Raw genomic sequence first — 25,706 nt, forward strand, 5'->3', positions numbered from 1 at the left:
CACCCGACCCGGACACCGCCGTCCGCGCCGCACCGCACCCCTCCGCATCCCTGCCTACCCCGCCGCCGAGCGTGCCGTCCGTGCCCTCGCCGAGGCCGTCCGCTATGCCGCGTGGCGCCGCGAGGCCGCCGATCCGGGCCGGGTGCCCGAGTACGACGACATCCAGGAGGCGGCGGCCGGCGCCGACATCGAGCGCCTTCTCGACCGGCTCAGCCTCGACGCCCCCACCGGCCGCTCCGTCCCCGTGCCGCCCGAGGACGCCGAGGCCCTGCTCGCCCGCTACGGCATCCACACCCGCCCCGTTCTTGCGGCACCCGACCCGGACACCGCCGTCCGCGCCGCCGCCCGCCTCGGCTATCCGGTGGCCCTCAAGACCACCGCCCCCCATCTGCGCCACCGCGCCGACCTCGGCGGCGTACGCCTCGACATCGCAGGCGAGCGGGAACTCCGCCGCACGTATGCCGAATTGACCGATTCCCTCGGCTCACCGGAAGAGCTGCGTCCGGTCGTCCAGTCGATGGTGCCGCGCGGCGTCGACACCGTCATCCGGGCCGCCATCGACCCGGCCGCCGGTGCCGTCCTCTCCTTCGGCCTGGCCGGTGCGCCCTCCCAGCTGCTCGGCGACATCGCCCACCGCCTCATTCCCGCCACCGACCGCGAGGTCGCCGAACAGATCCGCTCGATCCGTGCCGCCCCGCTGCTGTTCGGCTGGCGCGGCTCCCAGCCGGTGGACACCGCCGCGCTGGCCGAGCTGCTGCTGCGGGTCTCCCGGCTCGTCGACGACCACCCCGAGGTCGTCGGCGTCGACCTCGAACCGGTCGTCGTCGCCGCGCACGGCCTCTCCGTCCTGGGGGCCTCCGTACGCCTGGCCAGGCCCCCCGCCACCACTGACCTCGGCCCCCGCCGGCTGCCCGTCTACTGAGGCTCTCGCGGCCCGGTACGCCCCGTAAGATGGACCCCATGGCTAAGACCGGTACGACGACCCAGGGACTGCGTGCGGCGATCGAGCGCAGTGGTTATTACCCGACGCTCGTGGCCGAGGCGGTGCAGGCCGCGGTCGGTGGTGAGCCGGTGGTGTCGTACCTCGTCCATCAGGAGACGACCTTCGACGCCAACGAGGTCCGCCGTCATGTCACGGTCCTGGTACTGACCGGCACCCGTTTCATCGTCAGCCATACCGACGAGCAGGCCGCCGACGCCACCTCCCCGTCGCCGTACGCCACCACCTCCACCGAGTCCGTCAAGCTCGGCCGGATCTCGTCCGTGGTGCTCAGCCGCGTGGTCGCCAACCCCGAGTCGTACACCCCGGGCCAGCTGCCCCGCGAGGTCGTGCTGACCATCGGCTGGGGCGCGGTCGCCCGGCTGGATCTGGAGCCCGCCGCCTGCGGCGACCCCAACTGCGAGGCGGACCACGGCTACACGGGCTCCTCCACCGCCGACGACCTCTCGCTGCGGGTCAGTGAGGCCGGTGACGGGCCGGACTCGGTGCGCGAGACGCTCACTTTCGCCCAGGCGCTCTCCGAGGCCACCGCGGCCACCACCACCCGCTGATGACCCACACCGTCCCCGCCTGGCCGGAACCCGAACCGCTCGACCCGCTGGGCGCCCCCGTACCGCAGTACGGCACCGGCTCGCTCGCCGATCTGCTGCCCGGCATCGCCGTCGGCCTGGAGATACCCGGCGTGGCCACGCCGATGGAGCTCGCCCCCGCCGACCGGGCCTGTGTCTTCCTGATCGACGGCCTCGGCTGGGAGCTGCTGCGCAACCACCCGGAGGAGGCGCCGTTCCTGACCTCCCTCCTGGACACGTCGTTCAACGGCAGCGGCCGCCCGCTCACTGCCGGCTTCCCCTCCACCACCGCCACTTCCCTCGCCTCGGTCGGCACCGGCCTGCCGCCGGGCGCCCACGGCCTGCCCGGCTACACCTGCCAGGACCCGGCCACCGGCGCGCTGATGAACCAGTTGCGCTGGTCTCCGTGGACCGACCCCTATGCCTGGCAGCCGTATCCGACGGTCTTCCAGCGCGCGGACGCCGCCGGCATCCACACCTGCCAGGTCTCCGCACCGAACTTCCAGCACACCCCGCTCACCAAGGTCGCGCTCAGCGGCGGCACCTTCCACGGCCGGCTCTCCGGCGAGGAGCGGATGGACCTCGCCGCCCAGCAGCTCGCCGCCGGTGACCGCTCGCTCGTCTACACGTACTACTCCGAGGTCGACGGCAAGGGGCACCGCTACGGCGTCGACTCCGATGCCTGGCGCGGCCAGGTGATGTACGTCGACCGGCTCGCACAGCGGCTGGCCGAGCAGCTCCCGCCGCGCAGCGCCCTCTACATCACCGCCGACCACGGCATGATCGACATCCCCTTCGACCCGGAGTCCCGGATCGACTTCGACGAGGACTGGGAACTGCGCGCCGGCGTACGCCTGTTGGGCGGCGAGGGGCGCGCCCGGCATGTGTACGCCCACCCGGGCGCGGCCGCCGATGTGCTCGCCGTCTGGCGCGAGGTGGTCGGCGAACAGATGTGGGTGGCGAGCCGTGACGAGGCCATCGCCGCGGGCTGGTTCGGTCCGTCGGTCGACGACCGGGTGCGCGCCCGGATCGGCGATGTCGTGGCGGCCGCCCACGCCGACATGGTGATCATCGCGACCGAACGGGAGCCCCGTGAATCGGAGATGGTCGGGATGCACGGCTCGATGACCCCGGTGGAGCAGCTGGTGCCCCTCCTGGAAGTCCGTACCTGACCCCCACGGCCCACCGCCCGCACCTCACCCCCTCACGAGCCCGAAAGGCCCGCACCTTCCCATGCCCGAGCTGGTGTTCTTCTCCGGAACCATGGACTGCGGAAAGAGCACCCTCGCTCTGCAGATCGAACACAACCGCTCCTCCCGCGGTCTGCAAGGCCTGATCTACAGCCGTAACGACCGGGCCGGCCACGGCAGGCTCTCCTCCCGGCTCGGTCTGGTCACCGAGGCCGTCGAGGCGGCGGACGGCATGGACTTCTACGCCCATGTCATCGGCCACCTCTCCGCCGGCGGCCGGGTCGACTACGTCATCGCCGACGAGGCGCAGTTCCTGGCCCCCGAACAGGTCGACCAGCTCGCCCGCGTCGTCGACGACCTGGAACTGGACGTCTTCGCCTTCGGCATCACCACCGACTTCCGCAGCAAGCTCTTCCCCGGCTCCCAGCGCCTGGTCGAACTGGCCGACCGGGTGGAGGTGTTGCAGGTCGAGGCGCTGTGCTGGTGCGGCGCCCGCGCCACGCACAACGCCCGTACCGTCGACGGCCGGATGGTCGTCGAGGGCGCACAGGTCGTCGTCGGCGATGTGGTGGGAGACGTGGACAGCCCCCAGGCCGAGGTCGGCTACGAGGTGCTGTGCCGACGCCATCACCGCCGCCGCCAGACCTCGGCGACCGCCCGCGCGGCCGCCCTCTCCCCGGACGTCCTGCCGGTCGACGGCACGAAGTAGCGGCGGCCGCCGACGCCGCGCCGTCCGGGGAATGCCAGGGCGCCCGACCGACGCCCGATTGCCGCGGGGGACGGAACCCGCAGGCCTGCCCGGCCCCTTCGGGCATCGGCACCAACTGCACGCCGCCTTCGTACGGTTCCTGCGCGACGCCGCGCTGCCCACCGGCCGGGTCGAGGCATGGGAGCGCAACGACCGTGCACGGGCCTTCTGTGCGCGGCACGGCCGGCAGCCGGACGGACACCGGCGCCCGGGGCCGGCCGGCGCGTGCTACGTCCGGATGCGCCTGGACCCGGACGCCCCCTGAGCCCCACCGCCCCTGGTGCGGCGGGCGTTCAGCCCCGCTGGATGATCATGAAGACGGCGCCTTCGCTGTCGGCGACGGCCGCCAGCCGGCCGTGCACGGAATCCCGGGGGGCGTGCAGCACCTGTCCGCCCAGTTCGGTGACCCTGCGGGCCGCCGCGTCCGTATGGGGGACGGCGAAGTACGTCATCCAGTGGGAACCCCGGTCGCGGGGCAGGTCGGCGCCGACGCCGCGCATCCCCGCCACCGGCTGCCCCTTGAGCAGCAGGGTCAGCGCCTCGGGACCGGCCGAGGCCACCGGCTCGGCCTCGAAGCCGAAGACGTGCTCGTAGAACGGACTGACCGAACCGGTGTCCCGGGTGACCAGCTCGTTCCACACCGGCGTGCCCGGCTCGCCGGTGCGGGCGGTACCCATCAGCGACTTGCCCTGCCAGATGCCGAAGATCGCGCCCTGCGGGTCGGAGCCGATCGCCATCCGCCCCGTGTCGTCGTCCGCATCCAGCGGCCCGACGCCCACCGTCCCACCGCAGCAACGGATCTGTTCCGCCGTCACATCCGCGTCGTCGCTGGCCAGATAGGTGGTCCAGGAGACCGGGAGGTGGCGGTCGGGCGCCAGCTCACCGACCCCGGCGACTTCCCGGCCGTCGAGGAAGGCCCGGGCGTACGGACCGAAGTGCTGCGGCCCCGGGCGGAACTCCCAGCCGAACAGCGCGCCGTAGAACTCCTGCGTCGCGGACATGCTGTGGGCCAGGAGGCTCACCCAGCAGGGCGCGCCGGACATCCGCCGGGTCGCTGCTTCGGTCGTCATGGTCGCTTTCTCCTCGGAGTGTCGGGGTGCTGACCCTGCGCGGTACGGGCACGGTCTGGAGCAGATGCTCGCACCCGGCGCCCTGGTGTGCGCCCCGGCCGCGCCGTCCACGGCGCGTTCGCGAGGGAGAATGCCCGGTTTGAGGCCCCTGAGCCGTTTCGCTGGCGTGACGGCAGGGCGCAACTCCGTCATACGGAGGGTGGGCACCCGCCTTCTGAACGTAGCGGTTGCTACGCAAAGATGAGCCCCATGAACGTCATCATCACCGCTACCGAACTCGCGAGCGAGTTGGCGCAGCCCGCCGCTCCGGTGCTCCTGGACGTCCGTTACCAGCTCGGCGGACCGCCCGGCCGTCCCCAGTACGAGGCCGGGCACGTGCCCGGCGCGGTCTATGTCGACCTCGACGGCGAGCTGGCCGGACCCCCCGGCCCGGCCGGCCGGCATCCGCTGCCCGACCTCGATGTGTTCGCCGGCGCCATGCGCGCCGCGGGCGTCCGCGCGGACCGCCCGGTGGTCGTCTACGACGGCGGTCAGAGCTGGGCGGCCGCCCGCGCCTGGTGGCTGCTGCGCTGGACCGGCCACCCCGACGTGCGTGTCCTGGACGGCGGCCTCGCCGCCTGGGAGGCGTCCGGCGGCGCGCTGAGCGTCGATCAGCCGGCCCCGCAGACCGGCGACTTCACTCCCTTGCCCGGCGCGCTTCCGGTGCTGACGGCGGACGACGCGGCAGGGCTGGCCCGCCGCGGAGTCCTGCTGGACGCCCGGGCCGCCGAGCGCTACCGCGGCGAGGTCGAGCCCATCGACCCGGTCGCCGGCCACATCCCGGGCGCCGTGTCCGCCCCGACGACCGAGAACGTCGCCGAGGGCAGCACCGTCTTCCGTGACGCCTCGGAACTGGCCCGGCGGTTCGCCGCGCTGGGCGCCACGGCGGACGCGGAGGTCGGTGTCTACTGCGGCTCCGGGGTCTCCGCGGCCCACGAGGTGCTGGCGCTCGCGGTCGCGGGCGTCCCCGCCGCCCTGTACGTCGGCTCCTGGAGCGAGTGGACGGCCGACCCCTCCCGACCGGTCGCCACCGGCCCGCAGCCCGGCTGAGCCCCCGTCACACGCCCGTCCGCCCGTCCCCTGGAAGCAGGGGACGGGCGGACGGGGCTCGCTGCAGGGGGACGCCGTCCCGCTACTCCGGCTTCTTCCGCCGGGTGCCGAAGACGATCTCGTCCCAGCTGGGCACCGCCGCGCGCCGGCCGGGCCGGACGCCGTCCGCCTCGGCCTGCCGGTCCGTGGTCCCGGTCAGCCGGTCGCGATGGCCGGCCACCGCGCGCGGCATCAGCACATCGGCGTACGCGGAACCCGCGCCCGCGCTGGCCGCCGGGGCGGGCGGCTCCTCGACCTCGGCCTCGGACTCCTCGTCGCTCTGCGGCGCCTTCGTGCTCTCCGGGACGACCATGTCGCCACGGAAGCTCGGCACCGCCTCCAGCAGGCTGGTCAGCGAATCCCGGTCGCGCTCCCGCTCACCGACGGCCTCCTCGGCATCCCGCGGCTCGCCGTCCTCGTCGCCGGACTGCGGCGCACGCTCGGACGACTGCCGGTCCAGGGTGCGGTCCAGCGGCCGGTCGCGCGGCAGCCGCGCGATCCGCGGCACGAACGGGAAGCTCGGCTCGGGCGTGTCGTCGCTCTCGCCGATCAGTGCCCGCGCCTCGTCGTCCACGGCCTGCACGAGCCGCCTCGGCGGGTCGTACGTCCAGCTCGCCGAGTGCGGTTCGGTGGCGACGCGGTAGACCAGCAGCACCTCCCAGGTGCCGTCGTCGCGGCGCCAGGAGTCCCACTGGACGCTCTCCTTGTCGGCGCCGCGCAGCAGCAGCCGCTCCGCGACCGCCTCGCCGAGCTGTGGACCGGTGTTCTCGCCGGGGCGCCGCACCGGCGTCTTACGGGCCCGCTCGGCCATGAAGGCACGCTCGGCGAGCACCGGGCCCTCGAAGCGGCGCACCCGGTCGACGGGGATGCCGGCGAGCTGGGCGACCTCCTCGGCGGAGGCACCGGCTCTTATACGGGCCTGGATGTCCCGCGGACGCAGATGGCTCTCGACCTCGATCTCGATCTGGCCCAGCCGTGCGCGGTCATTGCGGACGGCGGCGCGCAGCCGTTCGTCGATCGGAAGCGTGTACTCGGTGCTGTCCGCAGCTTTGAGCACCAGCCGTGTGCCGTCGTTGGAGACGGCCACGACACGCAGTTCGGGCATGGGGACCTCCCGGGTGGTGCCTGCCGACGTCACGTGCGTCGCTGCTTCCGCTAGTCGAGTGTGGCCTGCCCGGGTGCAGCCTGCCACAACATTGCCGAGTTGCCCGGCGTGTCGAGGCTTGGCCCTGAAACGCCGTTATGACACGGTTACCTGTTCGCAACGCTCAGTGACCGTGCCGTTGGTCCTGTCGCCGTTCACCCGTGCCGGTCGGCGGCGCCCCGGGGCGAGTGCCGCCTTCACAGCCCCTCCCGTGGGTTCCGGGCAGCCGGACGGGAACCGGGGCCAGGGCTCGCCACAGTACTCCATTCGGACCACTGAGGTGGACCGCCGCGCCGCCGAACTTCTGGGTGGGCAACGGAGTTGAGTCGTCTTGTCGATCTCTCTACCAGGCACGTAGGTGGCAAGATTCACAGATTCCCCAAAATCGGAACTTTTGGGTACGCCGAATGGTCACTTCTCCATGCAAGATGGATCGAAGCGGCTATCAAAGGTTGGAGATGGACGAAGAAACCGAAACCGACACGAAGAAGAAGGAGAAGCGGATAGACCTGAGCGTGGCTCAGGTTGCCGGCAGTGCGCTCGCCGCGGCCGTCGCCGCGTATCTCGCGGGCCAGCTCGGCGTCTACGGAACGTTCATCGGCGCGGGTGTGGTCAGTGTCGTGGCCACCACCGGCGGCTCGATATTCCAGCACCTGTTCCGGCGTACCGGCGAACAGATCAAGGAGGCATCGGTCACCACCAGGCCGAAGCCGCGCCGCTCCTCCGCCACCCGCAATCGATCCACCACATCCGACGCGCGGCCCGTCTCCACGATGGTGCTGCCGACCTTCGACAGGCACGGAGCGGAGGACGAGGTCACCTCCGTCGCCGCCAGAATGCCCGGGCCCGACACGGCCCGTACGCAGCTGATCCCGCGGGCCGATCCGTCCGGACCCCGGGACCCGGCACGCGCCTCGCCCGCTCCGGGGGACGAGGACGCGACGCGGATGCTGCGCCCCGTCGACCCCGAGGCGGAGCCCGGGGGGCACCCGGCGGACCAGGCCGGTGCGCAGCGGCCGGCCGACCGTACGCAGCTGGTGCCGCGGCTCGATGAGCGGACCGCGGCGCTGGGCCAGGCCGCCGGTCGGCCGGACGGTGCTCCGCCCGTGCGGCACCCGGCCGGACCGCCCGAGGCGCTCAGCACCACGACCTACGGTTCCCGGTTGCGCGGCTGGAAGCGGCCGGCGCTCGGAGCGCTCGCGGTCTTCGTGCTCGCCATGGGCGCGGTCACCGGCACCGAGCTGATCACGGGGCAGACGCCGAACGGTGAGAAGGGCACCTCGCTGGGCAACATCACCCAGACCGGTGGGTCCGGCCGGCACCAGCCCAGCAGTCCGCAGTCACCCGGATCGGGTGACTCCCCGGACGACGGCAAACAGCACGGCAACGACCGGCAGCCGTCCCCGGACCCGAGCACCTCGGACGGCGCCGACAAGGGCAAGGACCGCGGCAGCCCGTCGCCGGAGCCGAGCCCGTCCGACGGCGGCAGGACCTCGCCGGACCCGGATGCCCCCTCGTCGCCGGACCCGTCGACGGGCGGTTCCCCGGGCGGCGGAGACACCGGAAAGGGGGACGGCTCGACCGGCGGTGAGCAACCGGGGAGCACGCAAGGGGGCACGCAGGGGCAGCAGGGCTCCGACGGACGGGCCCCCGCGCCCGGCGCCTCCTGAGCACCGCGCCCGTTGGGGGCGACGGTCCGGGGAGGGGGAACGGACCCGGCCGCGGCCCGGTGCCCTGCGAAGGCACCGGGCCGCGGCCGTCGTCGGTCAGTCCCCCAGGACCCGCCGCAGATATGCGTTGGCGAACCGGCGGTCCGGGTCCAGCCGGTCGCGCACCGCGGTGAACTCGCCGAACCGCGGATAGGCCTCGGCAAGGTAGGCGGCGTCGCGGGTGTGCAGCTTGCCCCAGTGCGGACGGCCCTCGTGCGCTGTCATGATCCGCTCGACGGCCGCGAAGTACGCCTGGTGCGGCGTCCCCCGGTACATGTGCACGGCGACATAGACGGTGTCCCGGCCCGACGCGGTGGACAGCGGGATGTCGTCGGCCGGTGCGGTGCGCACCTCCACCGGGAAGCTGATCTTGAAGTCCGAGCGCTCCACCAGCGCCTTCAGGGCACCCAGTGCGGCGACCGCGGCCGCGCGGGGCAGCGCGTACTCCATCTCCACGAACCGCACCCGCCGCGGCGAGGTGAAGACCTTGTAGGGGATGTCGGTGTACGTACGGGCCGACAGCGCGCGGCTGGAGATCTTGGCGATGCCCGGTATGGCGGCCGGTACCGCCCGCCCCACGGTGCAGGCGAGCCGGAAGACCCCGTTGGACAGCAGCTCGTCCTCGATCCAGCCGCTGACCTTGCCGGGCGGCGCGGCGGGGCCCTGGCTGCGGTTGTTGCGCTTGGTGTTGCAGCTGCCGGTGTGCGGGAACCAGTAGAACTCGAAGTGCTCGTTCTCGGCGACGAGCTCGTCGAACCGGTCCGTCACCTCGTCGTAGGCCATCGGCTCCTCACGGGCGGTCAGCAGGAACTCCGGCTCCACGGCGAAGGTGAGCTCGCTGATCACGCCCAGTGCGCCCAGGCCCAGCCGCGCCGCGGCGAACACGTCCGGGTGCTCGTCGGCCGAGCAGGTCAGGACCGAGCCGTCTGCCGTGACCAGTTCCAGGGCAGTGATCTGGGCGGCGAGTGACGCCGAGGTCCGGCCGGTGCCATGGGTGCCGGTGGCGGTCGCCCCGGAGACGGTCTGCTCCATGATGTCGCCCATGTTGGTCAGCGACAGCCCGTGGACGGCCAGCGTCTCGTTGAGGTGCTTGAGCGGGGTGCCGGCCGCCACGGTCACGGTGCCGGCGGCGCGGTCGATCCTGCGGACCCCGGTCAGCCGCTCGGGGCGGATCAGCAGCCCGTCGGTGGCGGCCGCCGGGGTGAAGGAGTGGCCGGTGCCGGCCGCCTTGACCGTCAGCCCGTCCGCGGCGGCCGCGCGGACCGCGGCGGCCAGCTCCTCGGTGCTCGCCGGGGCCACGCTCCGGGCGGGGCGGGCGGTGACATTGCCCGCCCAGTTGCGCCACGGTCCGGTCGTCGGGCCGCGCCCTCCCGAGCGGCCGACGGCGTTGCTGACTGCCATGGTGACGTCCCCTCCCGCATGTCCGGCGCATGATGCCAGTCACCGACGCGATATCCGGACAGGGTGACGTACGTCACATGCCCCGGGGGTCGGCCGCAACCGTCCGGCTCCCGGACAGGTCGTACCGACGGTAACTCCCCAGCGGGCGGCACGTGTTCCGTTCGCGAAGCTCCGGCAGGGGCCACGAGCGTCCGCACAGACCCGCCCGGCTCGCGGGTGGTGGACCAGACCGTGCAGACGCGCTCCCCCCCACCGGTCGTGTGCGCAGGAGGGCCTCCGGCTAGGCGACGCTCTCCTCGCTGCGCGGCTGCGGGACCGTGCCGTCGTGACCGGCCGGCGCCCCGGCCGCCGGGTCCGTCGCCGACGGAGCGGGCCGCGGGCGGAGCCTGCGGTAGCCCGCGAAGGCCACCAGGGCGCCGAGCACCCCCGCCGCCCCCGGCACCAGATACCCCCGCTCCGCGCCGGCGGCATCGACCACCCAGCCGGCCGCCGACGAACCCAGCGCGACGCCCACCGCCAGACCGGTGCTGGTCCAGCTCATGCCCTCGGTCAGCTTGGCCCGCGGCACATGCTCCTCGACCAGCGCCATCGTGGTCACCATCGTCGGGGCGATGGACAGCCCCGCGACGAACAGTGCGACGGCCAGCAGCGGCAGCGAGCCCACCAGTTGCAGCGGCACCATGCTCACCGCGATCGCGCAGACCCCCACGACGAAGCGGCGCGACGGAGGCCCCTTCAGGTGCAGCAGCCCGAAGACGGCGCCGGCCGCACACGAGCCGAGTGCATAGACGGCCAGCACCAGACTGGCCGCGGCCTTGTGCCCGACCTCCTCGGCGAAGGCCACCGTCACCACATCGATCGCCCCGAAGATCGCACCGGTCGCCACGAACGTCACCACCAGCACCTGCAGCCCCGGCGAGCGCAGCGCCGACCCCTTGGGGTGCAGCTCCTGCGGATGCGGCACCGGCTCCGTCGCACGCTGCGCCGTCAGCCAGAAGACGCCGACGGCCAGGAAGCCGGCGGCCAGCAGCGGACCGGCCTCCGGGAACCACGCGGTCGACAGGCCGATGGACAGGATCGGCCCGAAGATGAAGCACGTCTCGTCGACGATCGACTCCCACGCATAAGCGGTGTGCAGCTCGCGCGGGGAGCCCCGGTAGATCTCCGCCCAGCGGGCCCGGATCATCGAGCCGATGCTGGGCACGCACCCCGCACCCGCCGCGAAGACGAACAGGACCCAGTCCGGCCAGCGCTGCAGCGCGCTCAGCAGCAGCCCGGCGACCGCGGCGATCGACACCAGGGCTGCCGGGCGCAGCACCCGGCGCTGGCCGTGCCGGTCCACCAGCCGGGAGATCTGCGGGCCGAGCACCGCGGCGGACAGCGCGAGGGTCGCGGACAGCGCGCCGGCCAGGCCGTAGCGCCCGGTCAGCTGGGAGACCATCGTGACGATGCCGACGCTCATCATCGACAGCGGCATCCGGCCCAGCAGTCCGGCGGCGGAGAACGACTTGGTACCGGGGCGGCCGAAGATGGCGCGGTAGGGACTGGGCAACGAGGGCGCTCCGCCGGTGAGGACCGAAGATCGGTAAGGAATGTCTGGCGCCGATACAGCTTACGGGCGGCAGGCCGCCGGCCGCCTCCGGATTTTCGGCCCGATGCCGGGCCTCCGTTCCACGCCGGACCTGCCCACCGCCTCTACGCCGGGACCTGCCCCCACCGGCCCCGAAGGAAGGGTGGCAGGATCGACGGCATGCCCGAACAGTGCGATCCCCGTCCTTATGACGCCCTGCTGCTGCTGTCCTTCGGCGGCCCCGAAGGGCCCGATGACGTCGTCCCGTTCCTGGAGAACGTCACCCGCGGCCGAGGCATCCCCCGGGAGCGCCTCAAGGAGGTGGGGCAGCACTACTTCCTGTTCGGCGGCGTGAGCCCGATCAACGCCCAGAACCGTGAGCTGCTCGACGCGCTGCGCACGGACTTCGCCGAGCACGGGCTGGACCTGCCCGTCTATTGGGGCAACCGCAACTGGGCGCCCTACCTGACCGACACCCTGCGCACCATGGTCCAGGACGGACACCGCCGGATCGCCGTCCTGGCGACCAGCGCCTACGCCTCGTACTCGGGCTGCCGCCAGTACCGCGAGAACCTCGCCGACGCCCTCGCCGCCCTGCAGGCCGAGGGCCTGGAGCTGCCGCAGGTCGACAAGCTGCGGCACTACTTCAACCACCCCGGCTTCCTCCGCCCGATGGTCGACGGTGTGCTGGCGTCGCTCGCGGAACTGCCCGCGGAGGTGCGCGAGGGCGCCCACCTCGCCTTCACCACCCACTCCATCCCCACCGCCGCGGCCGACACCTCCGGCGCGCCCGCCGACCACACCCGGGGCGGCGAGGGCGGCGCCTACGTCGCCCAGCACCTCGACGCGGCGCGGGTGATCGCGGACGCCGTCCGCGCGGAGACCGGCGTGGACCACCCCTGGCGGCTCGTCTACCAGTCCCGCAGCGGTGCCCCGCACATTCCCTGGCTGGAGCCGGACATCTGCGACCACCTGGAAGAGGCGCACGCCGCGGGCGTCCCGGCCGTCGTCATGGCCCCCATCGGGTTCGTCTCGGACCACATGGAGGTCAGGTACGACCTCGACACCGAGGCCACCGCCAAGGCCGCCGAGCTGGGACTGCCGGTCGCCAGGTCGGCCACCGTGGGCGCCGATCCGCGGTTCGCCGCGGCCGTCCGCGACCTCCTCCTGGAGCGTGCGGCCGCGGAACGGGGCGGCACCCCGGAGCGCTGTGCCCTGGGTGCCCTCGGCGCGAGCCACGACCTGTGCCCGGTCGGCTGCTGTCCGGCGCGCGCACCGCGTCCGGCCGCCGCCGGCGCCGACTGGCGGGGCCCGGTCGCCGAGGCCCCCGCCTGAGCCGTCCGCCCGCCCGACCACCGCCCGTGTGAGCAAGGAGCATCGTGCCCGACCCGCTGTCCCCCGACGCCCCGCAGACCGCCGCCACCCCGACCGGCGGGCTCTACGACGAACTCCTCGAACTGGCCCTGGAGGCCGCCCGACGTGCGGGGACCCTGCTGCGTGACGGCCGGCCCGCCGACCTCGGCGTCGCCGCCACCAAGTCCAGCCCCATCGACGTCGTCACCGAGATGGATCTCGCCTCCGAGAAGCTGATCACCGGCTTCCTGGGGGAGCACCGCCCCGACGACGGCTTCCTGGGCGAGGAGGGCGCCAGCACCGACGGCACCAGCGGCATCCGCTGGGTCATCGACCCCATCGACGGCACGGTGAACTATCTCTACGGGCTGCCGTCCTGGTCGGTGTCCATCGCGGCGGAGAAGGACGGCGAGGCGGTGGTCGGGGTCGTCGCCGCACCGATGCGCGGCGAGACCTCCCGGGCGGTCCTGGGTCGTGGTGCGTTCAACAACGACGAGCGCCTCCACCACCGGCCTGCCCCGCCGCTCTCCCAGGCACTGCTCGGCACCGGCTTCGCCTACCTCGCCGAGCGCCGGGCCGCCCAGGCCGAGGTGCTGCGGACGCTGCTGCCGCAGGTCCGGGACATCCGGCGCGGCGGCTCGGCCGCGATCGACCTGTGCGATGTGGCCTGCGGCCGGCTCGACGCCTACTACGAGCGGGGGCTGAACCCCTGGGACTCGGCGGCCGGCGCCCTGATCGCCCGCGAGGCCGGCGCGCTCACCGGCGGCCGCCCCGGCCGCCCGGCCTCCCACGAGCTGACCCTCGCCGCCTCCCCGGCCCTCTTCGCGCAGCTCCAGCCGCTGCTGGAGGAGCTCGGCGCCTGGCACGACTGACCCGGGCCCGCACACGGGCACGACAGCGCCCCGGCACCATCCCCTGTGTGCCGGGGCGCTGTCGTCGTACGCCGGGAAACGGTCAGGCGGTGCTGACCGCGCCGTAGCGCACGCCGTGCTCGGTCGCCAGTCGCTGCAGGTCCTCGAGCTCTGCCTGCTCGACCTCGGCGAGGAAGTCGTCGCCCGCAGCCCGGGCCCGGTCCAGATCGGCTTCCGTGTTCTGTATGCGCTGCAAAATGCCTGCGGTGAACGCGTCCATGTGCGCCCCCTCGTCGTGGGTCGGTGGCACGGGGGTGTGCCGACGGGTGGGTGATCACTGCGTGGTCCCTGCGATGGATCAGTTCGTGGCAAAGGGTGCTTAAAGTTGCCTCATAAACAGGGCGTGATCGCGGGTGTGCAGTCGTCCTCCCCACCCGGTACCTCAGGGAAACCTCAACCGACCCAGGAATCATGCCCGTCGGGCGTCGCGGGCCGCTGTCCACCCCTCCGCACCCCTCTTACCGCCGGTTTATGGCTCTTCGGGGCAGGATGGAAGGGCTTTCAGACAAGTTTTGCCTGCCCGTGAGGGCCCTGAGGAAGGACTAGCGACGTGCGTGTTCTCGTCGTCGAGGACGAGCAGCTGCTCGCCGATGCGGTGGCCACCGGACTACGCCGGGAGGCCATGGCCGTCGACGTGGTCTACGACGGCGCTGCCGCGCTGGAACGGATAGCGGTCAACGACTACGACGTCGTCGTGCTCGACCGTGACCTCCCGGTCGTCCACGGTGACGACGTCTGCCGCAAGATCGTCGAGCTGGGGATGCCCACCCGGGTCCTGATGCTCACCGCCTCCGGTGACGTCAGCGACCGCGTCGAGGGCCTGGAGATCGGCGCCGACGACTACCTCCCCAAGCCGTTCGCGTTCACCGAGCTGACCGCCCGGGTCCGCGCGCTGGGGCGCCGTACGACCGTCGCGCTGCCGCCCGTGCTGGAGCGGGCCGGCATCAAGCTCGACCCCAATCGCCGCGAGGTCTTCCGCGACGGCAAGGAGGTCCAGCTCGCGCCGAAGGAATTCGCGGTGCTGGAGGTCCTCATGCGCAGCGAGGGCACGGTCGTCTCGGCCGAGCAGCTCCTGGAGAAGGCCTGGGACGAGAACACCGACCCGTTCACCAACGTCGTACGGGTCACGGTCATGACGCTGCGCCGCAAGCTCGGCGAGCCCGCGGTGATCGTCACCGTCCCCGGCTCGGGATACCGGATCTGACCGGCGATGCCCTCCCTGCCCTCGTTCTCCAAGGCGACCGCCCCGCCGCCGCCCCTGCCCCCCAAGCCCACCTGGGACCCCCGGCCGGTCAACGTCCGGCCGTTCCCGTGGCTGCGCCCCACGATCCGTATACGTCTGACCCTGCTGTACGGCGGCATGTTCCTGATGGCCGGGATCGTGCTGCTGACGATCATCTACATGCTGGCCGCGGACGCGCTGCACGACGGCAGCGCGCTGCCCCTGAAGATCCTCGGCGGCAAGTTCCAGTCGACCAGTGACCTCTGCGACCTGCCCACCAAGACGTCGGGACCGCTGCTCCAGGAGGCCGTCGAGCAGTGCCTCCAGCATCAGCGCGCGCTGGCCCTCAACAGCCTCCTCAACCGCTCGCTGCTGGCGCTGCTGGGGCTGACGGTGGTGGCCTTCGCGTTCGGTTACGCGATGGCGGGGCGGGTGCTGGCGCCGCTGGGGCGGATCACGCGCACCGCACAGCGGGTGGCCGGCTCGGACCTGCACCGCCGCATCGAGCTGGGCGGGCCCGACGACGAGCTCAAGGAGCTCGCCGACACCTTCGACGAGATGCTGGACCGCCTCGACCGCGCCTTCGAGTCGCAGCGCCGGTTCGTGTCCAACGCCTCGCACGAGTTGCGCACCCCTCTGGCGATCAACCGCACGCTGCTGGAGGTCCAGCTCGCCGACCCGGACGCGTCCCCCGAGCTCGCACAGCTCGGCAAGACGCTGCTGGCCACCAACGAGCGCAGCGAACAGCTCGTGGAGGGCCTGCTGCTGCTCGCCCGCAGCGAGAACAAGGTCGTCGACAAGAAGCCGGTCGATCTCTCCGAGGTCGCCTCGCAGGCCGTCGACCAGACCCGCGAGGAGGCGCACAGCAAGGGAGTGGAGCTGCGCGGGATCCGCCAGCAGGTCTTCGTGCAGGGCAACGGCGTCCTGCTGGAGCGCATCGCGCTCAACCTCGTCCAGAACGCGGTGCGCTACAACGTGCCCGAGGACGGCTGGGTCGAGGTCGCCACCGAGCCCCAGCCGGGCTGTGCCGTGCTGGTGGTCGCCAATACGGGCCCGGTGGTCCCCGCCTATGAGGTGGAGAACCTCTTCGAGCCGTTCCGGCGGCTGCGGACCGAGCGCACCGGCAGCGACAAGGGCGTCGGTCTGGGCCTGTCCATCGTGCGCTCGGTGGTCCGCGCACACGACGGCACGATCACCGCCGCACCCCGCGAAGGCGGCGGACTCGTGATGCGCGTCGTCCTGCCACTCTGATGCAGGCCACAGGGCGGTTGTACGCCTGCTGGAGGCACTGCGCGCCCCGGTGCGCAGTCCTCGGACATCTGTGCGTACGATCGCCCGTCTCGTGGCCGTACACCGCCTCGCCTCCCGGTTTGACGTGGAGGGGGATCTGCGGGGATCCTTCGCCGAGTTCGCTTTGCGCGGAATTGAACCGGTCCGCCCGCTGGTCGGTGCGTGTGTGATGCCTCACAGGCGGGAAGTTCCGGCCATCTACGCTCCGTGAGCGAAATGACCGTCGGAATGCCTGGGACGTCCGGGTTTCCGGGGGGTCAGATCACGGGAAGTACAGGTGGTGGGCTGCGCGAGGTGCGACATTCGGACCGTGTACGGTCCTGATCGCCATCCAAACCGATCACCTCTTCAGGGGTGCGGTTGGGTGTCGATTGAGTAACAGACCTTGATGTGAGGCAAAATCTCCGCCTCAGGTCGGGCACAAGTCCGGCCTCTCACGCGTTACGAGCGCTGAGACACCGCAGACACCCAGAGGGGGAGAGCGAAAATGGCTACGGATTACGACACCCCACGCAAGACCGACGACGACCTCAACGAGGACAGCATTGAAGAGCTGAAGTCGCGGCGGAACGACAAGTCCGCCTCGGCGGTCGACGTCGACGAGTTCGAGCAGGCCGAGGGCCTGGAGCTGCCGGGCGCGGACCTGTCCAACGAAGAGCTGGCCGTGCGTGTGCTGCCCAAGCAGCAGGACGAGTTCACGTGCATGAGCTGCTTCCTGGTCCACCACCGCAGCCAGCTCGCCGCGGAGGACAAGAACGGGCAGCCGATCTGCCGCGACTGCGCGGCCTGAGCCCGGCCTACGCCGTGACAGGCGTGAACCCGTTCCGTAAGGGCCCCAAGGGCGGACCCGGTCCGGCGGCAGGCGCACGAGCACGCGAGGACCATGCGCCCGTGCCCGCCGATCCGACCGCCCTTCCCGCGGAGCGGACACCCGGTGCATTGCAGGAGCGGGGCCACCGGGCCTCGCTCGCGGCCCTGACCGGCCGCGGTGCCACCGGGGGCGGCGGCAGGCTACGGGGGCTGATCGCCGCGATTGCCGACCGCATCATCGACACCGCCCCGCGGATCCCGGTCCGCGATCTTGCGACACTGCGCGCCCAGTTTCCCGGACTGACCCCCGAGGACCTGGCCGACAAGCTCGTCGCGGGTGCCTGCGCGGCCACCGCAACCGTCGGAGCGGGCGTCGGCGCGGCAGTGATGCTGCCCGTACCGCCCGCCATGCCGGCCGAGCTGGCCGCCGAGGTCACCGGTGTCGCCGCGGTCGAGATCAAGCTGATCGCCGAGCTGTACGAGGTCTACGGTCTGCGGCCGGCGGGGAATTTCCGGCAGCGCGCGATGGCCTGCCTGACCTCCTGGGCCGAGGAGCGGGGCATCGACCTCGCCAAGCCCGCCTCGCTGAACGTCGCCCTCGGCGGGCAGATGAGGCGGGAACTGCGCCAGCAGATCATGAAGCGCACCCTGCGCAACCTCCCCAACCTCGCGCCGTTCATGATCGGCGCCGTCGTCGGCGCGTTCATGAACCGCAGGGACACCAGAAGGCTTGCGGAGAAGATCCGTAAGGACCTGCGCGCGCACCAGGTCCCCTGGGACGTCCTTCCCGACTCCGCGCCGGCCGCGCCGGGCAACGGCTGACGAAGCCGGAGGGGCCCGTCGTCCCGCCGGGCGGCACCCGACAAGCCCCGGACCGCCGGTCAGGTGCGTACGGCCGCCAGCGCCGCCACCAGCCGCTCGGGCTCCCGCGTCGAGAGATAGGCGTACGGTGTCGGGTCCTCGGGGTCGGTGATCTCCACGCGCACCGCGGTGCGGACATAGCTGCGCAGCAGCATGAACGCGCGGGCATCGGCCTTGTACGTACGCCAGGCCAGCGCCTCGTCCGCGTCCAGTGCCCGCGCCTCACCCAGCGCGGACGCGGGGATCTGCGCCTCGCCGGCGATCAGCGCACCGCCCACCACCCGGATCCGCGCCGAGCCGTACGCGCTCACCGCCACCGCGGACAGCGCCGCGCCCCCGATCAGTCCGCCGAGCATCGGCAGCGTCCCCACGGGGAGCAGCATCAGGGCGCAGGCCACGCCGATCAGCGCGGCGATCACCCACCAGGACCGGGGCGCGGTGAGACGTTCTTCGTACGACGGCATGGCTCCAGCTTGGCACGGCGGCGCGGGGCCGTGACGTGCGCGGGTAGGGTCTGCACTCGTGAGTGGAACTGACGAACCCAGGGCGCGGCTGACGCCACCGAAGGACGCCGTCGCTCCGGTCCGGCATGCCGAGGCGCCGGCACCCGGAGAACTCCTCGGCACGCACTACGACCGGTGCTTCGGCTGCGGCACGGGACAGCCGCACGGCCTGCACCTGGAGGCGCGGGCCGGCGAGGGCGTGAGTGTACGGGCGGAGTTCACCGTCAAGGAGGCCCACCAGGGTGCGCCCGGTCTGGCGCACGGCGGGGTGCTGGCCACCGCACTGGACGAGACGCTCGGCTCGCTGAACTGGCTGCTGCGGGTGATCGCGGTGACCGGCCGGCTGGAGACCGACTTCGTCCGGCCGGTGCCGCTGGGCACGGTGCTGCATCTGGACGCGCGGGTCACCGCGGTGCACGGACGGAAGATCTACTCGACGGCCGTGGGGCGCATAGACGGGCCGGGCGGTCCGGTCGCGGTGCGCGCCGAGGCCGTCTTCATCGAGGTGAAGGTCGACCACTTCATCGACAACGGACGGGCCGAGGAGATCCAGGCGGCGATGGCCGACCCGGACCAGGCCAAGCGCGCGCGTGCCTTCGAGGTGAACCCGTGAGTGAGGGACGAAAGCCCGTGGAGGTGCTGTTGCGGCGGCTGGACCCGGACGTACCGGTCCCGTCGTACGGGCATCCCGGCGACGCCGGCGCGGATCTGGTGACCACCGAGGCCGCCGAGCTGGCGCCGGGGGAGCGCACCGTGCTGCCCACCGGGGTGTCGATCGCCCTTCCCGACGGGTATGCGGCATTTGTGCATCCGCGGTCCGGGCTGGCAGCGCGGTGCGGACTGGCGCTGGTGAATGCCCCCGGGACGGTGGATGCCGGGTACCGTGGAGAGATCAAGGTGATCGTGGTCAATCTGGACCCGCGCGAGAGCGTGCGGTTCGAACGATTCGACCGGATCGCCCAACTGGTCGTCCAGCAGGTCGAGAAGGTGCGCTTCCACGAGGTGGCGGAACTTCCCGGCTCGGCGCGGGCCGAGGGGGGATTCGGTTCCACCGGCGGTCATGCGGCGGTGGACGGCTCCACGGGCGGGAATGAATACGCATCGGTCGGTGCCGACCGGGAAGGACAGTGACGTGTTCGGACGTCGCAAGAAGAACGAGGCTCCTGAAGAGTCGGCCATGGACACCACGCTCGCCGACGAGCAAGCGGTGAGCGACGCCGACGAGGACGAGGCGGAACAGCGGCTCAGTCTTCCGCCCGCGCCGCGCCCCGACGGCCCCTGGGACGCGTCGGAGGTCTCCGAGCCCGGTGAGGGCCGGGTGGACCTCGGCGGTCTGTTCGTGCCCGGTGTCGAGGGCATGGAGCTTCGGGTGGAGGTCGCCGGTGACGCCATCGTCGCCGCGACCGTGGTGCTGCAGGACAGCGCCGTACAGCTGCAGGCCTTCGCCGCCCCCAAGAACGAGGGGATCTGGGGCGAGGTCCGCGAGGAGATCGCCGCCGGCATCACCCAGCAGGGCGGGGTCATCGACGAGGTCGAGGGCCCGCTGGGCTGGGAGCTGCGCGCCCAGGTACCCGTACAGCTGCCGGACGGCACCAACGGTGTGCAGGTCGTGCGCTTCGTCGGCGTCGACGGCCCCCGATGGTTCCTGCGTGGTGTGATCTCCGGCCAGGGCGCGGTGCAGCCGCAGGCCGCGGGCGTGCTGGAGCACATCTTCCGGGACACCGTCATCATCCGCGGTGACGCCCCGATGGCGCCGCGTGACCCGATCGTCCTGAAGCTGCCGGACGACGCCCAGATGGTGCCGGACGGTGTGCAGCAGGAGTCGGTCGAGCAGTCGCGCTTCGGCGGCGGTGTGGAGCGTCTGGAACGCGGACCGGAGATCACCGAGATCCGCTGACACCTCCGGCGGCCGGGCGGCGCGCGCCGCCCCGGTGACGGCTGGATCGTGACGGTCGTAAGGGCCCGTACTCCCCGGAAGGGGGTGCGGGCCCTCGTCGTTCGTGCAGGTCAGGCCGAGATGCGTAGGAATTCCGTCAACGGGGCGCTAATGGCCGTAAGGGAGGCGTCAACAGCGGTCACAGGCGGCGGGAAGGGCGCTTTGCTCTAGGAGTCCTTACCTCCTCATCCCTCTAGGAGCACCCGATGGCCGACGTGGCCTTCGTCGTCGTCACCCTCGCGGTCTTCGCGCTGGTGGCTCTCGTCGCCAAGGGGGTGGCGAAGCTGTGACCGTCGAGAACACCGTCGGCCTGATCGTGGCCGTCGCCCTGCTGGGTTACCTGGTCCTCGCCCTCGTCTTCCCGGAGAGGTTCTGAGGTGTCCAGCGCTGCTGCCGCGGCGGGCCAGATGAGCCCCGCTCTCGCCGGCGTGCTCCAGCTGACAGCGCTCACCGCGGCGCTGGCGCTGGCGTACCGCCCCCTCGGCGACTACATGGCCGCCGTCTACCACTCGCCCAAGCACCTCCGCATCGAAAAGGTCATCTACCGCTGTATCGGCGCCAATGCGGACGTCGAGATGCGCTGGCCGGCCTATCTGCGCGGCGTCCTGGCCTTCTCCGCGGCGGGCGTGCTCTTCCTCTACCTGCTCCAGCGCCTCCAGGGCGGTCTGCCGCTGTCCCTCGGCTTCGCTTCGATCAGCCCGGACCAGGCGTTCAACACCGCGGCGTCCTTCGTCTCCAACACCAACTGGCAGTCCTACAGCGGCGAGCAGGCCATGGGCCACGTCGTGCAGACCGCCGGCCTCGCGGTGCAGAACTTCGTGTCCGCCGCCACCGGCATGGCCGTCGCCGTCGCGCTGGTCCGCGGGTTCGCCCGGTCCCGCACCGGCGACCTCGGCAACTTCTGGGCCGACCTGGTCCGCGGCACCATACGGGTACTCGTCCCGATCGCGGTCCTCGGCGCCCTCGTCCTGGTCGCCTGCGGAGCCGTGCAGAACTTCTCCGGCATCCACGAGGTCGGCCAGTTCATGGGCGGCGCCCAGCAGACCAACGGAGGCGCGGTCGCCTCCCAGGAGGTCATCAAGGAACTGGGCACCAACGGGGGCGGCTACTTCAACGCCAACTCCGCCCACCCCTTCGAGAACCCCAGCGCCTTCACCAACCTCTTCGAGATCTTCCTGATCCTCGTCATCCCGTTCGCGCTGACCCGCACCTTCGGCAAGCTCGTCGGGAACGTGAAGCAGGGGTACGCCATCCTGGCCACGATGGGCGTCGTCTGGCTCGGCTTCACGGCGCTGATGATGTGGACCGAGTCCGCCCACGGCGGCCCGGCCCTGCAGGCCGCGGGCGCCGCCATGGAAGGCAAGGAGACCCGCTTCGGCGTCGGCGCCTCCTCGATCTTCTCGGTGGCCACCACCCTCACCTCCACCGGCGCGGTGGACGCCTTCCACTCCTCGTTCACCGCCTTCGGCGGCGGCATCCAGCTGCTCGGCATGATGCTGGGCGAACTCGCCCCCGGCGGCGTCGGCTCCGGGCTCTACGGCATGCTCGTGATGGCGACCATCGCGGTGTTCCTCGCCGGCCTGATGGTGGGCCGCACCCCCGAATACCTCGGCAAGAAGATCGGCACCCGCGAGATCAAGCTCGCCGCCTGCTACCTCCTCATCACACCGACCCTGGTGCTCGGCTTCGCCGCCGCTTCGATGGCGCTGCCGGACGCACTGGGCTCGATGCTCAACACCAAGGCGCTGGGCGCCGGTTCGCACGGCTTCTCCGAAGTCCTCTACGCCTACACCTCCGGCGCCAACAACAACGGCTCCGCGTTCGCCGGACTGAACGCCAACACCCCCTGGTACAACACCACGATCGGTCTGGCGATGCTGCTCGGCCGCTTCCTGCCGATGGTGTTCGTGCTCGCCCTGGCCGGCTCGCTCGCAGAGCAGCAGCCGGTCCCACGGACCGCGGGCACCCTGCGTACCGAAAAGCCGCTCTTCGCCGGGCTGCTCGTCGGCACGATCCTGATCATCACCGGTCTGACCTACTTCCCGGCACTGGCCCTCGGGCCGCTGGCGGAGGGGCTGTCATGACCGCCCCCGTGAAACCGGAAGGGCCCGGCACCATGGCCTCCAGCTCGACAGCTACTCCGCCCCGCGCCCCGCACCAGGACGTCCCCGGCGGGCACCAGCCCGGCGACGGCCGTGTGGGCGGCGGTCTCTTCGATCCCCAGCAGCTGCTCACGTCCCTGCCGGACGCGATACGCAAGCTCGACCCGCGGGTGATGGTCAAGTCCCCCGTGATGTTCGTGGTCGAGGTCGGCTCCGTGCTGACCACGATCTTCGCCTGCACCTCCCCGACGGACGGGTTCGGCTGGGCGATCGCCGCCTGGCTGTGGCTGACCGTGCTCTTCGCCAACCTCGCCGAGGCGGTTGCCGAGGGCCGTGGCAAGGCGCAGGCCGACACCCTGCGCAAGGCCAAGACCGACACCGTGGCGCGCCGGATCGACGGCGCGGCCGAGGAGCAGGTCCCCGGCACGGCGCTGCGCATCGGTGACCTGGTGGTCTGTGAGGCCGGCGACATCATCCCCGGTGACGGCGACGTCGTGGAAGGCGTGGCCTCCGTCGACGAGTCCGCGATCACCGGTGAATCGGCGCCGGTCATCCGGGAATCCGGCGGCGACCGCTCCGCGGTGACCGGTGGGACGAAGGTGCTCTCCGACCGCATCGTCATCAAGATCACGACGAAGCCCGGTGAAACCTTCATCGACCGGATGATCAATCTCGTCGAGGGCGCCGCACGGCAGAAGACCCCCAACGAGATCGCGCTCAACATCCTGCTCGCGTCGCTCACCATCGTCTTCCTGCTGGCGGTCGTCACGCTCCAGCCGTTCGCGATCTACGCGGGCGCCGAACAGCCCATGATCGTGCTGCTCGCCCTGCTGGTCTGCCTGATCCCGACGACGATCGGCGCACTGCTCTCGGCCATCGGCATCGCCGGTATGGACCGGCTCGTACAGCGCAATGTCCTGGCCATGTCCGGCCGTGCCGTCGAAGCCGCAGGCGATGTATCGACATTGCTGCTCGACAAGACCGGCACCATCACCCTCGGCAACCGTCAGGCCGCCGAGTTCGTGCCGGTCGAGGGCACCACCGAAGCCGAGGTCGCGGACGCGGCCCAGCTGTCGTCACTGGCCGACGAGACCCCCGAGGGCCGCTCCATCGTCGTCCTCGCCAAGGAGAAGTACGGCCTGCGCGAGCGCCACCAGGGTGAGTTGACGGGCGCCGAGTGGACGCCGTTCACCGCCCAGACACGGATGTCGGGTGTGGACGTCGACGGGCGCACGGTCCGTAAGGGCGCGTCCGGTGCGGTCATCGCCTGGGTCCAGGAGCGCGGCGGCGAGGTCGCGCGGGATGCCGATGCGCTCAGCAACGCCATCTCGGAGGCCGGCGGCACGCCGCTGCTGGTGGCCGTCGAGGACGACAAGGGCCCCCGTGTCCTGGGCGTCATCCACCTCAAGGACGTCGTCAAGGAGGGCATGCGCGAACGCTTCGTCGAGCTTCGCCGTATGGGCATCAAGACCGTCATGATCACGGGTGACAACCCGCTGACGGCCAAGGCCATCGCCGACGAGGCGGGCGTGGACGACTTCCTCGCGGAGGCCACCCCCGAGGACAAGATGGCGCTCATCAAGCGCGAACAGGCCGGCGGGAAGCTGGTCGCCATGACCGGCGACGGCACCAACGACGCCCCGGCCCTCGCCCAGGCGGACGTCGGCGTGGCCATGAACACCGGTACCTCGGCCGCCAAGGAGGCCGGGAACATGGTGGACCTGGACTCCAACCCGACCAAGCTCATCGAGATCGTGGAGATCGGCAAGCAACTACTGATCACCCGGGGCGCGCTGACGACCTTCTCGATCGCCAACGACGTCGCGAAGTACTTCGCGATCATCCCGGCGATGTTCGCGGTGGCCTACCCGGGCCTGGACACCCTCAACGTCATGCGGCTGTCCAGCCCCGACTCCGCGATCCTCTCGGCCATCATCTTCAATGCGCTGGTCATCGTCGCCCTGGTACCGCTCGCCCTCAAGGGCGTGCAATACCGGCCGGTCAGCGCCGACCGGATGCTGCGACGCAACCTCGCCGTCTACGGACTCGGCGGCCTGATCGCCCCGTTCATCGGCATCAAGCTCATCGATCTGCTCATCTCTCTGATTCCCGGAATCGGGTGACCGCCGTGAACAACTCCGTACGCAACACCGCCCGCTTGATGGGGGCGGGCCTGCGCGCCCTGCTCGTACTGACCGTGGTCTGCGGGATCGTCTACCCCCTGGTGGTCACCGGCGTGGCACAGGCGGCGTTCCCCGGCAAGGCCAACGGCTCCGAGGTGAGCTCCCACGGCAAGGTCGTCGGCTCGTCGCTGCTCGGCCAGCGCTACGACAAGGGCAAGGACAAGGAGGGCAACCCCGTCCCGGACCTGAAGTTCTTCCAGCCGCGCCCCTCGGCCGGGCTGGGCAGCAACCGGACCAACGGCGTCAACCCGCAGTACGACCTCCAGGTCTCCGGAGCGTCCAACCTGGGCGCCACCAACACCGACCTCGTGAAAGCGGTGAAGGAGCGCAAGCAGTGGGTCTCCGAGACGTACGGGGTACCTCCGTCGAAGGTCCCGGCGGACGCCGTCACCTCATCCGGTTCCGGCCTCGACCCGGACATCTCCCCGGCGTACGCCGAGCTGCAGGCCGACCGGGTCGCCAAGGAGAACCGACTTCCCGCGGACATGGTGCGTCAGCTGGTCAAGAGCCACACGGACGGGCGCCAGCTCGGCTTCATGGGTGAACCGCGGGTGAATGTCCTGGAGTTGAATGTTGCTCTGAGGGACCTGGTGCAGGGGGGATAGGGGCACGGGCCGAGCGGGGGGCCAGGGGCTGAGGGCGGTGGGTGAGGCGGCCTCGGAGAGCTTTTCTCCGGGCGCCCGCCTGATGCATCGCCATGCGTCTTCCGTCGCTTGGGGCCTGATGGCCGCGGATTTCCGGTCCCCGGCCTTCACAGGTGCCGCGCCACCGGTGCGACGGTGCGCAGAAGGCTGCTTTTCGGCGGATTCCCGGGTCGATTTTTCGGTGGATTTCCGGGTCGATCCGGGAGTTTTCCACAGGCGTTGCCCGCCGCGCTGCGCCGTACGCATACTGACGCAACGGGCAGGCGACAAGGGATCCGGCGACCCGGATCCGGCGCCGCGGGCCCGGTGACGGGTGGATCCGGTGTCGGGGGATCCGGGGAGGGGCCTGAGAAGTGGGGGAG

26 protein-coding genes are annotated in these 25,706 nt (G+C 71.7%); 20 read left to right on the forward strand and 6 right to left on the reverse strand.

Translation table 11 applies throughout. The annotated features are described in order from the left end of the window. The 5 genes from EST92_RS19960 to EST92_RS19980 form a co-directional block, all read left to right on the forward strand. On the forward strand, positions 1-922 hold a 922-nt coding region (locus EST92_RS19960), incomplete at its 5' end, for an acetate--CoA ligase family protein (protein WP_174244070.1). Positions 923-960: 38 nt separating this feature from the next. Next, positions 961-1,551: a DUF5998 family protein gene (locus EST92_RS19965; protein WP_006602644.1), complete on the forward strand. Its 591-nt coding sequence runs from the start codon at positions 961-963 to the stop codon at positions 1,549-1,551. Further along, complete coding sequence (locus tag EST92_RS19970) at positions 1,551-2,741, forward strand: nucleotide pyrophosphatase/phosphodiesterase family protein (protein ID WP_129282238.1); 1,191 nt, start codon at positions 1,551-1,553, stop codon at positions 2,739-2,741. Before EST92_RS19965 ends, EST92_RS19970 begins: the two co-directional genes overlap by 1 nt. Positions 2,742-2,802: 61 nt before the next feature. Further along, positions 2,803-3,468: a thymidine kinase gene (locus tag EST92_RS19975; RefSeq protein WP_129282239.1), complete on the forward strand. Its 666-nt coding sequence runs from the start codon at positions 2,803-2,805 to the stop codon at positions 3,466-3,468. 31 nt (positions 3,469-3,499) lie between these two features. Beyond that, a complete protein-coding gene (locus EST92_RS19980; protein ID WP_216849114.1) occupies positions 3,500-3,772 on the forward strand; it encodes a hypothetical protein in 273 nt (90 codons plus the stop codon). Between the two features lie 28 nt (positions 3,773-3,800). Here EST92_RS19980 and EST92_RS19985 read toward each other — a convergent pair whose 3' ends face one another. Then, positions 3,801-4,577, reverse strand: a complete 777-nt coding sequence (locus EST92_RS19985) for a VOC family protein (protein ID WP_129282240.1) — start codon at positions 4,575-4,577, stop codon at positions 3,801-3,803. Positions 4,578-4,826: 249 nt separating this feature from the next. Here EST92_RS19985 and EST92_RS19990 point away from each other — a divergent pair, with 249 nt between their 5' ends. Then, complete coding sequence (locus EST92_RS19990; protein ID WP_129282241.1) at positions 4,827-5,666, forward strand: sulfurtransferase; 840 nt, start codon at positions 4,827-4,829, stop codon at positions 5,664-5,666. A gap of 82 nt (positions 5,667-5,748) precedes the next feature. On the opposite strand, the gene sepH is transcribed toward EST92_RS19990, so the two are convergent. After that, entirely contained in the window at positions 5,749-6,810 is a 1,062-nt protein-coding gene (gene sepH / locus EST92_RS19995; RefSeq protein ID WP_129282242.1) for a septation protein SepH, read from the reverse strand. 497 nt (positions 6,811-7,307) lie between these two features. Here sepH and EST92_RS20000 point away from each other — a divergent pair, with 497 nt between their 5' ends. Then, the gene (locus EST92_RS20000) at positions 7,308-8,519 is read left to right on the forward strand and encodes a hypothetical protein (protein ID WP_129282243.1); all 1,212 of its coding nucleotides are present in this window, start codon (positions 7,308-7,310) and stop codon (positions 8,517-8,519) included. A gap of 96 nt (positions 8,520-8,615) precedes the next feature. Here EST92_RS20000 and EST92_RS20005 read toward each other — a convergent pair whose 3' ends face one another. Together EST92_RS20005 and EST92_RS20010 are read right to left on the reverse strand one after the other, a co-directional pair. Then, a complete protein-coding gene (locus EST92_RS20005; RefSeq protein ID WP_129282244.1) occupies positions 8,616-9,959 on the reverse strand; it encodes a D-arabinono-1,4-lactone oxidase in 1,344 nt (447 codons plus the stop codon). 280 nt (positions 9,960-10,239) lie between these two features. Further along, the gene (locus EST92_RS20010; RefSeq protein ID WP_129282245.1) at positions 10,240-11,511 is read right to left on the reverse strand and encodes an MFS transporter; all 1,272 of its coding nucleotides are present in this window, start codon (positions 11,509-11,511) and stop codon (positions 10,240-10,242) included. A 198-nt stretch (positions 11,512-11,709) separates the two neighbouring features. Here EST92_RS20010 and EST92_RS20015 point away from each other — a divergent pair, with 198 nt between their 5' ends. After that, entirely contained in the window at positions 11,710-12,864 is a 1,155-nt protein-coding gene (locus EST92_RS20015; RefSeq protein WP_129282246.1) for a ferrochelatase, read from the forward strand. Positions 12,865-12,920: 56 nt separating this feature from the next. Further along, positions 12,921-13,754 carry an inositol monophosphatase family protein gene (locus tag EST92_RS20020; RefSeq protein WP_174244072.1) on the forward strand — a complete coding sequence of 278 codons (834 nt, stop codon included), beginning with the start codon at positions 12,921-12,923 and terminating at the stop codon, positions 13,752-13,754. A gap of 82 nt (positions 13,755-13,836) precedes the next feature. Here the strand turns inward: EST92_RS20020 and EST92_RS31670 are convergent, their stop codons facing one another. Beyond that, on the reverse strand, positions 13,837-14,013 hold the full coding sequence (locus EST92_RS31670; RefSeq protein ID WP_167511614.1) for a hypothetical protein: 177 nt from the start codon (positions 14,011-14,013) through the stop codon (positions 13,837-13,839). Positions 14,014-14,343: 330 nt separating this feature from the next. Between EST92_RS31670 and EST92_RS20025 the strand changes: the two genes are divergently transcribed. From EST92_RS20025 to EST92_RS20040, 4 genes are all read left to right on the forward strand, one after another. Then, positions 14,344-14,997: a response regulator transcription factor gene (locus tag EST92_RS20025; RefSeq protein ID WP_006602630.1), complete on the forward strand. Its 654-nt coding sequence runs from the start codon at positions 14,344-14,346 to the stop codon at positions 14,995-14,997. A 6-nt stretch (positions 14,998-15,003) separates the two neighbouring features. Then, entirely contained in the window at positions 15,004-16,266 is a 1,263-nt protein-coding gene (locus EST92_RS20030; protein ID WP_129282248.1) for a HAMP domain-containing sensor histidine kinase, read from the forward strand. Positions 16,267-16,792: 526 nt separating this feature from the next. Then, complete coding sequence (locus EST92_RS20035; protein ID WP_003982531.1) at positions 16,793-17,095, forward strand: DUF4193 domain-containing protein; 303 nt, start codon at positions 16,793-16,795, stop codon at positions 17,093-17,095. A 101-nt stretch (positions 17,096-17,196) separates the two neighbouring features. Beyond that, positions 17,197-17,937, forward strand: a complete 741-nt coding sequence (locus EST92_RS20040; protein ID WP_129282249.1) for a hypothetical protein — start codon at positions 17,197-17,199, stop codon at positions 17,935-17,937. A 59-nt stretch (positions 17,938-17,996) separates the two neighbouring features. Here EST92_RS20040 and EST92_RS20045 read toward each other — a convergent pair whose 3' ends face one another. Further along, positions 17,997-18,440, reverse strand: a complete 444-nt coding sequence (locus EST92_RS20045; protein WP_129282250.1) for a DUF3093 domain-containing protein — start codon at positions 18,438-18,440, stop codon at positions 17,997-17,999. A 58-nt stretch (positions 18,441-18,498) separates the two neighbouring features. On the opposite strand from EST92_RS20045, the gene EST92_RS20050 reads away from it, so the two are divergent. From EST92_RS20050 to kdpC, 7 genes are all read left to right on the forward strand, one after another. Then, entirely contained in the window at positions 18,499-19,092 is a 594-nt protein-coding gene (locus tag EST92_RS20050; protein ID WP_129282251.1) for a PaaI family thioesterase, read from the forward strand. Then, positions 19,089-19,610: a dUTP diphosphatase gene (dut, locus tag EST92_RS20055; protein ID WP_040898164.1), complete on the forward strand. Its 522-nt coding sequence runs from the start codon at positions 19,089-19,091 to the stop codon at positions 19,608-19,610. Before EST92_RS20050 ends, dut begins: the two co-directional genes overlap by 4 nt. Position 19,611: 1 nt before the next feature. Next, positions 19,612-20,376, forward strand: coding sequence for a DUF3710 domain-containing protein (locus tag EST92_RS20060; RefSeq protein ID WP_129282252.1), 765 nt, complete (start codon positions 19,612-19,614; stop codon positions 20,374-20,376). A 325-nt stretch (positions 20,377-20,701) separates the two neighbouring features. Continuing rightward, positions 20,702-20,791: a K(+)-transporting ATPase subunit F gene (kdpF, locus tag EST92_RS20065; protein WP_096212427.1), complete on the forward strand. Its 90-nt coding sequence runs from the start codon at positions 20,702-20,704 to the stop codon at positions 20,789-20,791. Between the two features lie 31 nt (positions 20,792-20,822). Next, a complete protein-coding gene (gene kdpA, locus EST92_RS20070; RefSeq protein WP_129282253.1) occupies positions 20,823-22,499 on the forward strand; it encodes a potassium-transporting ATPase subunit KdpA in 1,677 nt (558 codons plus the stop codon). Continuing rightward, a complete protein-coding gene (gene kdpB / locus EST92_RS20075; RefSeq protein WP_174244071.1) occupies positions 22,496-24,640 on the forward strand; it encodes a potassium-transporting ATPase subunit KdpB in 2,145 nt (714 codons plus the stop codon). Before kdpA ends, kdpB begins: the two co-directional genes overlap by 4 nt. Continuing rightward, a complete protein-coding gene (gene kdpC / locus EST92_RS20080) occupies positions 24,637-25,305 on the forward strand; it encodes a potassium-transporting ATPase subunit KdpC (RefSeq protein WP_254068921.1) in 669 nt (222 codons plus the stop codon). The genes kdpB and kdpC overlap by 4 nt, the downstream gene beginning before the upstream one ends. Positions 25,306-25,706: the final 401 nt, after the last annotated feature.

The sequence above is a fragment of the Streptomyces sp. TM32 genome (genome assembly GCF_004122755.1).
GTDB classification, from domain to species: domain Bacteria; phylum Actinomycetota; class Actinomycetes; order Streptomycetales; family Streptomycetaceae; genus Streptomyces; species Streptomyces sioyaensis.